The 14,352-nt window shown below is 63.3% G+C and carries 13 protein-coding genes; 9 read left to right on the forward strand and 4 right to left on the reverse strand.

Annotated features, from left to right (window positions below; translation table 11 throughout):
• Position 1 precedes the first annotated feature (1 nt).
• The gene (locus tag FA94_RS24520) at positions 2–742 is read right to left on the reverse strand and encodes an SDR family NAD(P)-dependent oxidoreductase (RefSeq protein WP_035556105.1); all 741 of its coding nucleotides are present in this window, start codon (positions 740–742) and stop codon (positions 2–4) included.
• Between the two features lie 433 nt (positions 743–1,175).
• Here FA94_RS24520 and FA94_RS24525 point away from each other — a divergent pair, with 433 nt between their 5' ends.
• The 9 genes from FA94_RS24525 to FA94_RS24565 all read left to right on the forward strand — a co-directional run bounded on the left by FA94_RS24525 (position 1,176) and on the right by FA94_RS24565 (position 11,591).
• Positions 1,176–2,120, forward strand: a complete 945-nt coding sequence (locus tag FA94_RS24525; RefSeq protein ID WP_035556107.1) for a hypothetical protein — start codon at positions 1,176–1,178, stop codon at positions 2,118–2,120.
• 138 nt (positions 2,121–2,258) lie between these two features.
• Complete coding sequence (locus FA94_RS24530; RefSeq protein WP_035556108.1) at positions 2,259–3,026, forward strand: bestrophin-like domain; 768 nt, start codon at positions 2,259–2,261, stop codon at positions 3,024–3,026.
• Positions 3,027–3,092: 66 nt separating this feature from the next.
• A complete protein-coding gene (locus tag FA94_RS24535; RefSeq protein WP_035556111.1) occupies positions 3,093–4,307 on the forward strand; it encodes a DUF2252 domain-containing protein in 1,215 nt (404 codons plus the stop codon).
• A 270-nt stretch (positions 4,308–4,577) separates the two neighbouring features.
• Positions 4,578–5,981, forward strand: coding sequence for a GH1 family beta-glucosidase (locus FA94_RS24540; RefSeq protein ID WP_035556113.1), 1,404 nt, complete (start codon positions 4,578–4,580; stop codon positions 5,979–5,981).
• Positions 5,982–6,152: 171 nt separating this feature from the next.
• Positions 6,153–7,391, forward strand: coding sequence for an ABC transporter substrate-binding protein (locus tag FA94_RS24545; RefSeq protein ID WP_035556115.1), 1,239 nt, complete (start codon positions 6,153–6,155; stop codon positions 7,389–7,391).
• Positions 7,392–7,402: 11 nt separating this feature from the next.
• Positions 7,403–8,383 carry a carbohydrate ABC transporter permease gene (locus tag FA94_RS24550; RefSeq protein ID WP_035556117.1) on the forward strand — a complete coding sequence of 327 codons (981 nt, stop codon included), beginning with the start codon at positions 7,403–7,405 and terminating at the stop codon, positions 8,381–8,383.
• Positions 8,383–9,300, forward strand: coding sequence for a carbohydrate ABC transporter permease (locus tag FA94_RS24555; RefSeq protein ID WP_035556119.1), 918 nt, complete (start codon positions 8,383–8,385; stop codon positions 9,298–9,300). The genes FA94_RS24550 and FA94_RS24555 overlap by 1 nt, the downstream gene beginning before the upstream one ends.
• A gap of 6 nt (positions 9,301–9,306) precedes the next feature.
• Positions 9,307–10,479, forward strand: coding sequence for an ABC transporter ATP-binding protein (locus FA94_RS24560; RefSeq protein WP_035556121.1), 1,173 nt, complete (start codon positions 9,307–9,309; stop codon positions 10,477–10,479).
• Positions 10,480–10,547: 68 nt separating this feature from the next.
• Entirely contained in the window at positions 10,548–11,591 is a 1,044-nt protein-coding gene (locus tag FA94_RS24565; protein WP_035562928.1) for a LacI family DNA-binding transcriptional regulator, read from the forward strand.
• On the opposite strand, the gene FA94_RS24570 is transcribed toward FA94_RS24565, so the two are convergent.
• The 3 genes from FA94_RS24570 to FA94_RS24580 form a co-directional block, all read right to left on the reverse strand.
• Positions 11,561–12,418 carry a PA4780 family RIO1-like protein kinase gene (locus FA94_RS24570; RefSeq protein WP_035556123.1) on the reverse strand — a complete coding sequence of 286 codons (858 nt, stop codon included), beginning with the start codon at positions 12,416–12,418 and terminating at the stop codon, positions 11,561–11,563. The genes FA94_RS24565 and FA94_RS24570 overlap by 31 nt on opposite strands.
• A gap of 179 nt (positions 12,419–12,597) precedes the next feature.
• Complete coding sequence (locus FA94_RS24575; RefSeq protein WP_035556124.1) at positions 12,598–13,854, reverse strand: type II toxin-antitoxin system HipA family toxin; 1,257 nt, start codon at positions 13,852–13,854, stop codon at positions 12,598–12,600.
• Positions 13,841–14,224 (reverse strand): helix-turn-helix domain-containing protein, encoded by a 384-nt coding sequence (locus tag FA94_RS24580; RefSeq protein ID WP_063771797.1) that lies wholly within the window; start codon positions 14,222–14,224, stop codon positions 13,841–13,843. The genes FA94_RS24575 and FA94_RS24580 overlap by 14 nt, the downstream gene beginning before the upstream one ends.
• Between the last annotated feature and the right edge of the window lie 128 nt (positions 14,225–14,352).

A 14,352-nucleotide genomic window follows, 5' to 3' on the forward strand; every position in this document is an offset into this window, starting at 1 on the left:
GTCACCAGACACCTGTGGTCGAACCGCCGTCGACCGGCATGACAACGCCCGTGACAAAACTCGAATCGACGAGGTAGAGCACCGCGTCGACGACGTCTTTCGTCTTGCCCACGGCACCCGTTGGCGCCAGCGCCCGGTATTGATGGACGGCACCCGGCTCATGCAACGGTGTGTCGATAACGCCCGGCGCGACGGCGTTGACCATGACGTTGTTCGCTGCCAGTTCGAGCGCGAGCGAGCGGGTCGCGGCGTTGATGCCGCCTTTGACGAGCGCGGGAATCACGGACGGCACCTGAACGTTCGGTTGCATCGCGATGCTGGCCGTTATATTGACGATGTGCCCTTTTCCGTTGGTCGCCATATGCCGGGCGGCGAGTTGCGCCGGAAAGAAGAACCCTTTCAGGTTCGTGTCGATCAATGCACTGAGATCGTCTTCTGTATAGGCATCGACCGGCTTTGCGATGAATGCGCCTGCGCAGTTCACCAGAATGTCGACGGCGCCGAAACGCGCGATGGCCGTGTCGAACAACTCGCGCGCCACGGCGGCATGGCCGATGTCGCCCGCAACGGGGATGAAACTCGCCGTGTCGCCCCACTGCGCCGCAGCGGCTTCCAGACGTTGAATGGTCCGCGCATTGCCGACCACGTTATAGCCGCGCGCCAGAAATGCCTCGGCGATGGCAAAGCCGATGCCACTGGACGCACCGGTGACAATCGCGGTACGCGTGTGTGTGTTGTTCATGAACCCTTCCAGTCGGTGTGAACGCCCCGCGGCCGATTACGCCGCCAGGTCGGCGCATGCAGCGCCTGTTTGTTCCGAACACACATTGGCAGGTCTTTATTCCGCCGCCGGACGGAAATGTTGAAATAAGGCGGCGCGTCAGCATAGTCAGGACCCGATGCCCGGCGCCGGCGAAACGGGCGCGAGAGAAGGTCGGTCAAAAGTCCTGGCGTCGACGGGTGGGTGGGCTATCGTGGAACTAGCACAAACCCGTGCCGCGCGAGACTATCCGCAACGGGTTCGCACAATCGCCGTTTTTCTGTCAGCATCTCGGCCAGCGTCTGTGTTGATCGCCGTGTCAACGTACTGCATGTGCCACGCATAGATCTCAGCGAAGCAGATTCTCGAAACGCGTTGTTCGAACAGCGTCATGGCCACCGTCCCGCCCTTTCCAATGAACGTCAAAACTGTCTTCGCCACTGCTGTCGTCGTCACCTGGGGTGCGTGCGCCGCGCTCGCGTCCGGCTACGTCGCGGCTCAGACGCCGCGCGGCGACTCGCGCGCTGAACTGTATCGCCGCAACCTGCTGTCGGGTAAAGACGTGCCGTGCCGGACCAACGCGTCCTGCGCGGCGCTGGGTGTCGTCGCGCTCGATGCGGGCCGCATCAAGGAAGCGCAAACCCTGGTCGCGATGGAAGGCGCGCTCGCCGAGGCCACCGCGATGCAGGCCGAAGAAGAGAACTCGCCGAAAGCCAGCAGTTCGGCGCGCGCCCGCATTGCCATGGCGTATGTGCATCAGGGCGACGTGCAACTGAAGCTGGGCGAGCTGCCCGACGCGCGCGCCTCTTACCGCACCGCGGTGAGCCGCGGCGACGACTATCCCGGCGATGCGCTGCTGGGCCGCGCGGTGGCGGCCGCGCGTGAACGCCTCGAAGCGATCGCCGATAAAGCGGTCGTGCACGGCGTGCCGCCGCAAGGCGCGCGCTTTATCCACTACGTGACCTTCGACGCGTGGAACAGCATTGCGCTGAAGCCGGTGAAAGGGCGCCACGGCGTGTATCGGATCGATGGCGACTTCATGCATCCGAGCGTCAGCGAAGACGGCCAACCGAGCGCGAGCACCGGCAATCTGTCGGCCTACGTGCGCTTCTACGACGGCGTGGCGCGCGTGCCGGTGAGCGAGGCCGGCGGCGATGCGCCGCTGGAGGCCACCGCGAAGATCGCCAACCTCGCGCCCTACGACAAACACAACGACAGGCGCGACGACAAATGCCTGCTCGAGTTCAGGCTCTCCGCGCCGGAAACGCTCGACGTGCTCACGCATGGTTCGGTGCTGGAGTGCGGATTCGGCGTCAACGTGAGCGCCGACGGCCGCTACTATCTGGCGACCGGTTCCTGAGCGGCGGCGCGCGCCGCTCCATTCCGCGCGCGTATCTTCCACGCGGGCGCGGCGGCGCTTATCATGCAGCGGTGGCACAGGTTTTGTAGCTGTCAGAAGGCGTTCCCCGATCAACCGCTCAGAGAAAAACGCTCGCCCATGCAGAACATCCTCGACTATCCCGCGCTCGTGTTTATCGTGTCTTTTGTCATCATGTGGCTGGCGGCGCGCATCGGCGCGGCGCTGCTGAGGCGCTTCAGAAGAATCGAGGACGACGCCCGCGAAGACTTCAGCGTGATTCAGGCCGCTACGCTCACGCTGCTGGCGTTGATCATCGGCTTTACGTTTTCGATGGCGGTGGGGCGCTACGACCAGCGCAAGAACTACGAGGAAGAAGAGGCGAACGCGATCGGCACCGAATACGTCCGTGCCGATCTGCTGCCCGCCGCCGACGCGGCCACCGTGCGTGGCTTGCTGAAAGCTTATCTCGACGAGCGCGTGCTGTACTACACCACGCGCGACAGCCAGGAACTCGCCAAGGTCAACCGCGAGACCGAGCGCCTGCAGAACGCCATGTGGGCCACCGTGAAGAACGCCGCCGTTGCGCAACCCACGCCGATCGCCGCGCTGACCGTCTCTGGGATGAACGACGTGCTGAACACTCAGGGCTACACCCAGGCCGCGTGGTGGAACCGCATACCGTATGCCGCGTGGGCGCTGATGACCCTGATGGCAGTGTGCGCGAACGTGCTGGTCGGCTACGGCGCGCGCGCGCTGAAAGCGGGCGCCGGCTTGCTGCTGATCGTGCCGCTGGTGGTGTCGTTGTCGTTCACGCTGATCGCGGATATCGACAGTCCGCGCGGCGGCGTGATTCGCGTGAAGCCTCTCAATCTTCATGCGCTCGCAGATTCGTTCCGGGCGCCTTGAACGCGCCCCGAAGCGGCGGTGTCGAGCCGCTTCGGGGCGCACCGTACTGTATTCGAGAGGAATGTGATGTCCGATATCGTCAAGACCATGACCCGGTTCAACGCCGGCCGCGATCCCGAACGGCTCGCCATGAAATACCAGGCCATGCGCAGTTCGCCGTTCGTGTTTCTGCGCGGCACCTGTCATCTGTTCTACGCGGGTTTGCCGCGTGACAAGATCCTCGACGAAGCGCCGCCGGTCTGGATTTGTGGCGATATGCATCTGGAAAATTTCGGCAGCTACAAGGGCGATAACCGCCTGATCTACTTCGACAACAACGACTTCGACGAAGCCTGCCTCGCGCCGAATCTCTACGAACTGGCGCGGCTGCTGACGAGCGTGCTGGTCGGCGCCGCCGACCTCAAGCTGAGCCGCGCGCAGGCGCTCGCGCTCTGCCATACCGCGCTCGATTCGTACGGCGCGGCGCTCGCATTCGGCAAGGCGCGCTGGATCGAAGCGGAGACCTCGGTCGGGATGGTGCGCGATCTGTTCGACGCGCTGGCAAGCCGCCCGCGCGCCGCGTTTCTGGACCGGCGCAGTGTGCTGAAGGGCAAGACCCGCGTGCTGAAAGTGGACGGCAAAAAGGCGTTGCCGATCAGCGATCAACAGCGCGCAGCGGTCACGGAATTCATGAACAAGTTTGCCGCGAGCCAGCCCAATCCGGACTTCTATCGCATTCTCGACGTCGCGCGGCGCATTGCCGGCACCGGCAGTCTCGGCGTGGATCGTTACGTGATGCTGGTCGAAGGCAAAGGCTCGCCGGACAGCAACTTTCTGATCGATCTGAAAGAAGCGCTGCCGTCTTCGGTCATGCCGCATGTGCGTACGCCGCAGCCCACCTGGCAGAGCGAGGCGCAACGCGTCGTGGAAGTGCAGCGGCGCAATCAGGCGGTCTCGCAGGCGTTCCTGCACGCGGTCGATTTCAATCAGCGTTCCTACGTGTTGCGCAGTTTGCAGCCGTCGGAGGATCGCGTGGCCCTCAGCGATTGGAACGGCAAGCTGCCGCGTCTCGAAGAAGTGATCAACAGCATGGCCCAACTGAGCGCGTGGGCCCATCTTCGCAGCGGCGGCCGGCAGCACTCGTCGATTGCGGACGAGCTGATCGCGTTCGGCCATCGCAAGGACTGGCAGTTGCCGTTGATCGAACTGGCAACGCAGTGCGAGACCCAGGTCGCCGACGACTGGAAAGCGTATTGCGAAGCCTACGACCGCGGCGAGTTCAAACTGCCTGCGGCCCATTGAGGTTCGCGCGCGCTACCGTGCATGACACGCGGCGCGCTTGATTCACCTCACTCGCGCGCTGCCTCGCTTCACGCAATCTTGCCAAATGCATGGCGCATGACAGCGCCGTGCATGCCAGCCTCGCTCCAGACAAACCCTGATTGCTGCGCGGATTGCCCCGCTGATATCGTTCGCTGGACCGTTGTGGAAGCGCTTCCACTCACGCGCCGGCTTCACCGGCGCCGTGCCTTCCGCCGTACCCGGTTCAATGACCTCAGCGCAGGAGAATCCGTGGCAAACGACGCATCCGCTGTATCCGACGCACGCTCCCCCCAATCGCTCACCGATCCGTTCACGCCGCCCGCCGACTCGTCGCTGTGGCGCAAAAACTTTCTGTTCGGCGCGGCCACCGCGTCATATCAGATCGAAGGCGCCGTGGATGAAGACGGCCGCCTGCCGTCGATCTGGGACACCTTCTCGGCCACGCCCGGCAAGGTGCTCGCCGGCGACACCGGCGCGGTGGCCTGCGATCACTATCATCGCTGGCAAGAGGACGTGGACATGCTGGCGGGGCTCGGCCTCGAAGGCTATCGGCTGTCGATCGCGTGGCCGCGCGTGATGGGCGCGTCCGGCGTGCCGAATCGCAAAGGGCTCGACTTTTACAAGCGCTTGCTGGCGCGCCTGAAAGAGAAGGGCATCACGACCTTCGTCACGCTGTATCACTGGGATCTGCCGCAGCACCTGGAAGATCGCGGCGGCTGGCTGAATCGCGATACCGCGTACCGTTTCGCCGACTACGCCGACCTGATGAGCCGCGAACTGGCCTGCAGCGTCGACGCCTGGGCCACGCTCAACGAGCCCTGGTGTTCCGCGTATCTCGGCTACGGCAATGGTCATCACGCGCCGGGTCTTGCCGATGGGCGCTTCGCGACGCAAGCCATGCATCATTTGCTGCTCGCGCATGGTCTCGCGATACCGGTGTTGCGCGCCAACGATCCGGCCTCGCAGAAAGGGATTGTCGCCAACATGGGGCGCGGCACGGCGAATAGCGACAGCGCCGCCGACCAGCGCGCCGCGCATCTGTTCGAAGTTCAGCACAACGCGTGGATTCTCGATCCGCTGCTCAAGGGCGCGTATCCGCGCGATCTGTTCGAGTTGTGGCCGGGCACGGAACCGCTGGTGCTGGACGGCGACCTGCAGACGATTGCCGCGCCGCTCGATTTTCTCGGCGTCAACTATTACTTCCGCACGAACCTGGCGAGCGACGGCGCGCACGGTTTCAAGGAAGTGCCGCCGGAAGGCGTGGAGCGCACGCAGATGGGCTGGGAGGTGCATCCGGATGGCTTGCGCGATCTGCTGACCGGCTTCAGGAAAACGTATGCGAACCTGCCGCCGATCTACATCACGGAAAACGGCATGGCGTCGGACGACAAGGTGACAGACGGCCACGTGGACGACACGCAGCGCATTGCGTTTCTCAAGCGCCATCTCGCCGCGGTCGATCAGGCGATCAAGGCGGGTGTCGACGTGCGCGGGTATTTTCTCTGGTCGCTGATGGATAACTTCGAGTGGGCGTTCGGTTACGAGCGGCGCTTTGGGGTCGTGCATGTGGACTACGCTACGCAGAAACGCACCATCAAACGCAGTGCGGAGCTGGTGGCGAAATTCCTGCGGGAGCGGAAGTTACTCACCTAAGTGACGCACATTAAGCGCGAACATAAAGCACGCGTATAAAAGCAGTAAAGCTGGTTTGCATGTCGACTTGAAACACGGGCGCCAGGCCTGGCGCAACTATGTGGCATGGGATCGGTGTCAACGCTTTGCCCAGGCGGCGAAAAGCGCTGACGCCGACCGACAGGAGACGGAATGAACAGCAAAAAAATGGCCTTGCGAGGCATCGTGGCAGCATTGGCGTTGTATGGCGTCGTCGCGCAGGCGGATCCCTTGAAGGCCAACGTGATTCACTGGTGGACCTCGGGCGGCGAGTCGGCCGCGATTCGCCAGTTCGCCGATGCGTATAACAAAGCCGGCGGCCAATGGGTCGACAACGCGGTAGCGGGCGCCGATCAGGCGCGCTCCACGGCGATCAACCGGATCATCGGCGGCGATCCCCCCACCGCCGCGCAGTTCAATACCTCCAAGCAGTTTCACGACCTGATCGATCAGGGCCTGCTGAACAACGTCGACGACGTCGCCGCGAAGGAAAACTGGAACGGCGTGTTCCCGCCTTCGATCATCGACAGCATCAAGGTGAAAGGGCACTACTACGCCGCGCCCGTCGACATTCACATGCCCGCCTGGTTCTTCTATTCGAAGCCGGCGTTCCAGAAGGCCGGCATTGCCGCCGAGCCGAAAAACTACGACGAATTCCTCGCCGATCTCGGCAAGCTGAAGACCGCGGGTGTGATTCCGCTCGCGCTCGGCGGCCAGCCGTGGCAGGAAAAAATCACCTTCGACGCCGTATTCGCCGACGTAGGCGGCCCCGACCTCTATCTGAAGGTGTATCGCGATCGCGACCAGAACGCGGTGAAGTCCGACGCGTTCAGGAAGGTGCTGGCCTCGTTCAAACGCCTGCACGATTTCGTCGACGCCGGTTCGCCGGGCCGCAACTGGAACGACGCGACCGCGCTGGTGATTTCCGGCAAGGCGGGCGTGCAGATCATGGGCGACTGGGCCAAGGGCGAATTCTCGGCGGCTAAACAGGTCGCGGGTAAGGACTTCGGCTGCTTCCCGGGCTTTGGTCCGCATTCGCCGTATCTGGTCGCGGGCGACGTGTTCGTGTTCCCGAAGACGGATAATCCGACCACGATCAAGGCGCAGAACCTGCTCGCCACGGTGATGACCTCGCCGGCCGCGCAAGTCGCGTTCAGCGCGAAGAAAGGCTCGATTCCGATTCGTCCCGACGTGGACGTGAGCAGTCTCGACATCTGCGCGAAGGAGGGCATGGCGATCATGAAGGACAAGTCGCGTCAGTTGCCGAATCCGGAAATGCTGCTGTCGCCCGACAGGCAGGGCGCGTTGATCGACGTCATCACCAATTTCTGGAACAAGAACCAGTCGGTGGATGACGCGCAAAAGGCCTTTGCCAGCGCGTTGAAGAGCTAGGGGGGCGCAGCATGCACGCGCTCAAGGTGCTGCCCGCCGCCGGGTCGAAGTCCGCTGCGCCGTTGCGCAATGCGCCACGCAACGGGTCACGTAAAGGACCGCACGGCAAGCCGCTGAAAAAGCGCTTTCCGTTCGCGGCCTGGCTGGCGTTGCTGCCGATGGTCCTGACCGTCGTGTTCGCGTATCTCGGCACGATGGTCTGGACCGCGCGTGTGTCGCTCAGCAATTCGCGCACGTTTCCTTCCGGCGACTTCGCGGGCCTCTCGCAATACACGCGGCTGTTCAACAACGACCGCTGGTTGCTGTCGCTGCAGAACATCGTGATCTACGGCGCGTGCTTTATCGTTGCGTGCATGGTGATCGGTTTGCTGCTGGCGATCTTCATCGATCAGCGCGTGGTCGCGGAAGGTGCGTTGCGGACGATCTTTCTCTATCCGTACGCGATGTCGTTCGTCGCGACCGGCCTCGTCTGGCAGTGGATTCTGAATCCGGAGCTCGGCGCGCAGGCCGTGTTGCACAAGCTCGGCTTCGCGCATGCGCGCTTCGACTGGATCGTCGATCAGGACTGGGTGATCTACACGATCGTGATCGCGACCGTGTGGCAGGCCTCGGGGCTGGTGATGGCGTTATTGCTCGCCGGCTTGCGCGGGATCGACGAGGAACTGTGGAAAGCCGCGCGCATCGACGGTATTCCGCGTTGGCGCGTTTATGCGAGCATCGTGGTGCCGATGCTCGGGCCGTCGATGTCCACCGCCTTCGTGCTGCTGTTCGTGATGGTCGTGAAGCTCTACGACGCCGTGGTCGCGATGACGCAGGGCGGTCCCGGCACCGCCAGCGAAGTGCCGGCCAAGTTCATCATGGACTATCTGTTCGGACGCGCCAATATCGGCCTCGCGTCGGCGGCTTCCATCGTGTTGCTGGCCACCGTGCTAGCGATTCTCGCGCCGTTCTTCTATGCCCGCAGCCGCGCCGCGTTGCGCAAGGAGGCGTGATGAACACGCTCAGTTCTCCGCTGAAAAACGGCACGCCGGGCCGCGTACGCCCGCGTCGCCGACGTGCCGCATTCACACCGGCGCGCCTTGGCGTCTACGCGTTTCTGCTGACCGCCGCGCTGTTTTTCCTGCTGCCTTTGTATGTGATGCTCGTGACGTCGGTCAAGCCGATGAGCGAGATCCGTCTCGGCAATCTGCTGGCGTTTCCCGCGCATTTCACGTTGAGCGCCTGGAGCGCCGCGTGGCAATCCGCCTGCACCGGACTCGACTGCAACGGCATTCAGGTCGGCTTCTGGAACTCGGTGCGGATTGTCGTGCCGAGCACGGTCTTGTCGATCGCGATCGGCGCGGTGAACGGCTACGCGTTGTCGTTCTGGCGGCCGCGCGGCGCCGGGTTGCTGTTCGGCGTGCTGCTGATGGGCGCGTTCATTCCGGTGCAGGTGATGGTCTATCCGCTCGTGCGGGTGCTGGCGAGCGTGCATCTGTTCAGTTCGTTGCCGGGCATCGTGGTGATTCATACGATCTTCGGCATGCCGGTCATGACGCTGCTGTTCCGCAACTACTACACGTCGATTCCGCAGGAACTGTTCAAGGCCGCGCGCATCGACGGCGGCGGCTTCTGGCGCATCTTCACGCAACTCATGCTGCCCATGTCCACGCCGATCATCGTGGTGGCGGTCATCATGCAGGTAACGGGCATCTGGAACGACTTCATTCTTGGGCTGGTGTTCGCCGGCACCAAAAATCTGCCGATGACCGTGCAACTGAACAACATCATCAACACGACAACCGGCGAGCGGCTCTATAACGTCAATATGGCGGCGACCATTCTGACTTCCATGGTGCCGCTGGCGGTGTATTTCGTTTCGGGCCGCTGGTTTGTGCGCGGCATTGCATCCGGCGCGGTGAAGGGGTAGACGGGTATGGCAAATCTTGCGAATACGGTTGATATGGCGGACGCGACTGACACCAACGACGCAACAGGCACGGCGGACCGGGTCGACGCGGCGGGTCTCGCGAATCCGGCCAACGTGGCGGTGCGTAATCTCACCATCCGCCTCGGCGCGAACACCGTAATCGAAAATCTCGATCTCGACGTGCGTGCCGGCGAGTTCGTGGTGTTGCTCGGCCCCTCGGGCTGCGGCAAATCCACGTTGCTGCACAGCATTGCCGGACTGATCGACGTGAGCGACGGCAGCATCGAAATTGCCGGTGAAGACATGACGTGGGCCGATCCGAAAGATCGCCGCATTGCGCTGGTGTTTCAGTCGTACGCGCTGTATCCGACCATGAGCGTGGAGCGTAATCTGTCGTTCGCATTGCGCATCAACGGTACGCCGAAGGCGGAAATTGCACGGCGCGTGGCGCGCGCGTCCGACATGCTGCAACTCGGCCCGCTGCTCAAGCGCAAACCGGCGCAGCTGTCGGGCGGCCAACGGCAGCGCGTGGCGATCGGCCGCGCGATCGTGCGCGAGGCGGACGTGTTTCTGTTCGACGAACCGCTGTCGAATCTCGACGCCAAATTGCGCACCGAACTGCGCCGCGAACTCAAGCAATTGCACCAGCGTCTGGGCGCGACGATGATCTACGTGACGCACGATCAGGTCGAGGCGATGACGCTCGCCACCCGCATGGCGGTGATGCGCGGCGGCGTGATCCAGCAGTTCGGCACGCCCGCCGAAGTCTATGCGCGGCCCGACAATCTGTTCGTCGCGACCTTCCTGGGTTCGCCCGCGATGAACCTCCTCAAGGGCACGCTGGAGACGCGCGACGGCGCGGTCTACTTCTGCACGCCGCAATGGCGGCTCGAGGTGTCGGCGTATCCGTTCAAACACGCACCCGCGCAAGCGTTGCCCTGCGTGCTCGGGGTGCGGGCCGAAGACGTCAAGGTCGGCGCAGGCCTGAGCGAGCGTGCAAAAGTTTCGCTGGTGGAGCCGATGGGCAACCACCGCGTCATTTGGCTCGACTATCATGGCGTACAGGTCGCCTCGATCGATCAGACGAAGACACCGGTGGCGCTCGCGGACACGGTCGCGTTTTCGTTCGATAGCGAACAGGTCTCGCTGTTCGACGAAGCGGGGGGCGAACGGTTATAGCGCGATTGGCGACGCTAACGGCGCTCTCGAATACAACAGGGATAAAACGAGGCTTGACGGAGATCCGCGTGGCTACACTCAAAGATGTCGCGGCACTCGCCGGCGTGGGCATGTCGACCGCGTCGCGCGCCATTTCCGGCAAAGGGCCGATCTCGGCCGATGCGGCCGCCCGCGTGAATGCGGCCATCGAAACACTGAACTTCCGCCCGTCGTCGATCGGGCGCGCCATGGCCACGCAGTCGCTCGGCATGGTCGGCATTTTCGTGCCGACTTTCTTCGGCTCGTACTACGGCACGATTCTCAAACAGACCGATACCGAACTACGCGCGGTGCGCCGTCACGTGGTGGTGGCGACCGGCTGCGGGGAAGTGTCGCCGCGCGAGCAGGCCATGGAAGCGGTGCGCTTTCTGATCGGCCGCGATTGCGACGGCGTGGTGGTGATCAGTCACGATCTGCACGACGAAGACCTGATCATGCTGCACAAGATGCATCCGAAAATGGTGTTTCTGAATCGCGCGTTCGATCAGTTGCCGGAGGCGTCGTTTTGCGCGGATCACCGGCGCGGCGGCGAGTTGGCGGCACGCACGCTGCTCGATCACGGGCACCGCGATATCGCGGTGATTTCGGGGCCGTTCAGCGCGTCGGACAACCAGATCCGGCTCGGGGGTTTCTTCGCCGAACTGGCGCGTGAAGGCATCGCGCAAGACGATGTCACGCTGATCGAATCGGACTTCTCGCCGGAGGGCGGTTACGCCGCCACGCGCAAGCTGCTCGACACGACGCGGCGCTTCACGGGGCTGTTCTGCGCGAACGACACCATGGCGGTGAGCGCGCTCGCGTACCTGCACGAGGCCGGGGTTGCGGTGCCGGAGGAAGTGTCGGTGATTGGGTACGACGACGATTACTCGGCCGCTTATGCGTCGCCCGGGCTGACGTCAGTGCATATTCCGACCGCGGAGTTGACGCAGAACGCGGTACGGTGGTTGCTCAACGAGTGCTACCGGACTACGTGGGAAGTGTTCCGCGAGTTTCCGGTGAGCGTAACGATGCGCAAGTCGGTGGGGCCGGCGCCGGGTGTGGCTCAGGTGCCGCTGCGCAACGACTGTTCGTGACGCTGACGCGCTTCTTCGTCGAGCCGCGTGTCTTCGAGTTCCTGCAGCACCGCTTCCAGATCGATCGGCGTGGTGTCGAGTTCGACGCGGCCGGTCAATTCACTCTCCACATGTAACGCACCCGCTTCGTAAAGCGCCCAGATTTCCTTGCCGTAACTGGCCTCGAGCAAGGCCGGTGCGAACTGCCCGAAATACGTGGCGAGGTTATTCACGTCGCGTTCCAGCATGGCGGGTGCTTCGAGATTGCCGGCGGCGTTCACCGCTTGCGGCAGGTCGATGATGACCGGGCCGTCGGCGGCCAGCAGGATGTTGTATTCGGACAGGTCGCCGTGAATCATGCCGGCGCACAGCATGCGCACCACTTCCCGAACCAGCACGGCGTGCAGTTCGATTGCGCGTGCTTCGCTCATGTCCACGTCGTTCAGACGCGGCGCAACGTTGCCGTCGGCGTCGGTGACCAATTCCATCAGCAATACGCCGTCGGTGCAGATAAACGGCTGCGGCACGCGCACGCCCGCGTTGGCGAGCTGGAACAGCGCGTCGACTTCGGCGTTCTGCCATGCCTGTTCCTGCACCTCGCGGCCGTAGCGGCTGCCTTTTTCCATGGCGCGCTGTTCGCGGCTGTTCTTGACCTTGCGGCCTTCGCGATACGACGCGGCCTGGCGGAAACTGCGCTGTTTGGCGTCTTTATAGACCTTCGCGCAGCGGATGGAGTCGCCGCTGCGCACCACGTAGACGGTGGCTTCCTTGCCGCTCATCAACTGCGAGATGACTTCGTCGATCAGGCCTTCTTCGACCAGCGGCAGCAGACGTTTCGGTGTTTTCATGCGGCGGCCTTGGAGCGGAAGGCGGCGCGGCGGCCGTGTGCGGCCGGTTGGGAGAGGGTATCGAGCGAAATTCGGATCATGCCGGATTATAAAGGGTTAGGCGGTCCCTACCGGAACGCGCTCGCCAATGCGCCGGTTTTCGCCGGTTTTCGTTGGGAAATGGCTGCGCCGACGTCGTATCAGACCTGAAAGACACTTTCCATCCGCTGGATTTCGGGCCGCGACAGATTGAGCGCGGCGGCCTCGTCCCGCCATGTTGCGACGGCATCCCGCACCTCGCCGACGATCTGCCGCGCCTGGGCCGCGTCGACGCGATAGAACCCGGCTGTGTCGATCACGGCGTCGAGATCGGGCAGGGCGCTCATCGAGTCCAGCGTCAACGCATGTTCGCGCTTGCTCGGGTTCGGATTCATGTCGAAGGCGGGCGACAGACGCCAGCCCGACGCTTCACGAATAAAGCCGTGATTGCGCAGATGATCGTCGCGATTGCCCACCACGACGTTGAAGACGACGCGTTTGAAGAGCTGCGCGAGATCGCTGTCGATATGGCCTTGCGCGCCGTTGTTCGCCAGATATTCGGCGAGGTCCAGATAGCTTGCGTCCGAATCGCCGTCCTGCCGTTCAAGCAAGGTCATGGCCGACGCAACCATACGCCGGCGGCTGTCGTGCCGGTCGAATCGTTCGACGCAGAAGGTGCCGTAACGCGCGCCCACGTATTTGAGCTCGGACGCGGGCACCCAGATACCCGCTTTGCTTGCCAGCCGATGAACGAGGTATTCCCACGCGCCAATGTCATAGCGGTCCTCTTTCGCCGGGAATTTGGCGATCCACAGGTCATTGCCGAGGCTGGTGAAATTGGCTTTGGGACGCGCGCCGCCCAGCGACGTGCCGGGCGCGATCAGCATGGCCAGCCATTGTTCGTATTCCGGCATTTTTTCGATGTCGGCCTCTTCGATGCGAAGGCTGATATAGGCGAGGGTCGCGAGATCGGTGACCGGCGGCGCGGCCTCGGCGCTGTTGTCGAGAAAATCGCCGGCGGTGTTCTGAAACCGCAGCGCGCCGACTCTCGTCAGGTCGTGAACGCCGAGCAGGAAATCGATTTCCTGCAATTGACGCATGGGCCGGTCTTCCCGATCCGCGGCGGCGGCTTCGCGACGCTCCATCAACACGCGGCCCCAGCGGTCCGGCGCCGAGTCCATGAAGATGCCGAACGCCACGGCTTTCGCGGGCGGGTATTGCTCGTCGGTCCACAACTCGAGGCGCGGGTCGAGCATGAAGGCGTGGCGTCCGTCCACCCAGTTCTGCTCATAGGCAAACGAAGCGGGCAAGTCGGACCGCGTGGTCTGGCGATACAGCGTGCCGACCTGCTGCAGGCTGCCGACCGTGACGTCGTCGAGGAACACCTTGAAGGTGTCGCGAGGTTTATTGCTGGCCATCGGTTTTCCGGGCGGGTTTGCCGGCCGGCCGCGCGGCCTTGGTGCGAGCGACGCCCGGCGCGTTCGCACGCGGCTTGCGTTGACCCGCCAGCTTGAGGTCCTGCAGCTTCCGGCCGAGTGCGTCGTCGCGGGCGACGACGTCCATGTCCTTGTCGAGTCCCAGGACCCGCAGCGCTCGCATATAGGTGCCGAGCGCGATGCCAGAATCGCCTTTCTCGAGACGGTGCAGCGTATCGCGCGAAATGCCGAGCCGTTCGGCGAACAGCGTAGCGGGCAGTTCGCGGCGCAGGCGGGCCAGTTTCAGGCGTTCGCCGAGCGCGCGTATCTGCTTCTCGACGGACGGAAAGGGGCGCTGAAGGGTGCGGGACATGTCCGATAGATTAGTCAAATAGATTAAATATGTCAAAAGTATCGGACAAATATCTATTTTTTCAATGTCTTGGACATCGTGATAGCGCTGTTTCTTGGAGATAGCGTCCGATATTTCAGGCAAAAATG

It is taken from the genome of Burkholderia sp. 9120 (assembly GCF_000745015.1).
GTDB lineage: Bacteria > Pseudomonadota > Gammaproteobacteria > Burkholderiales > Burkholderiaceae > Paraburkholderia.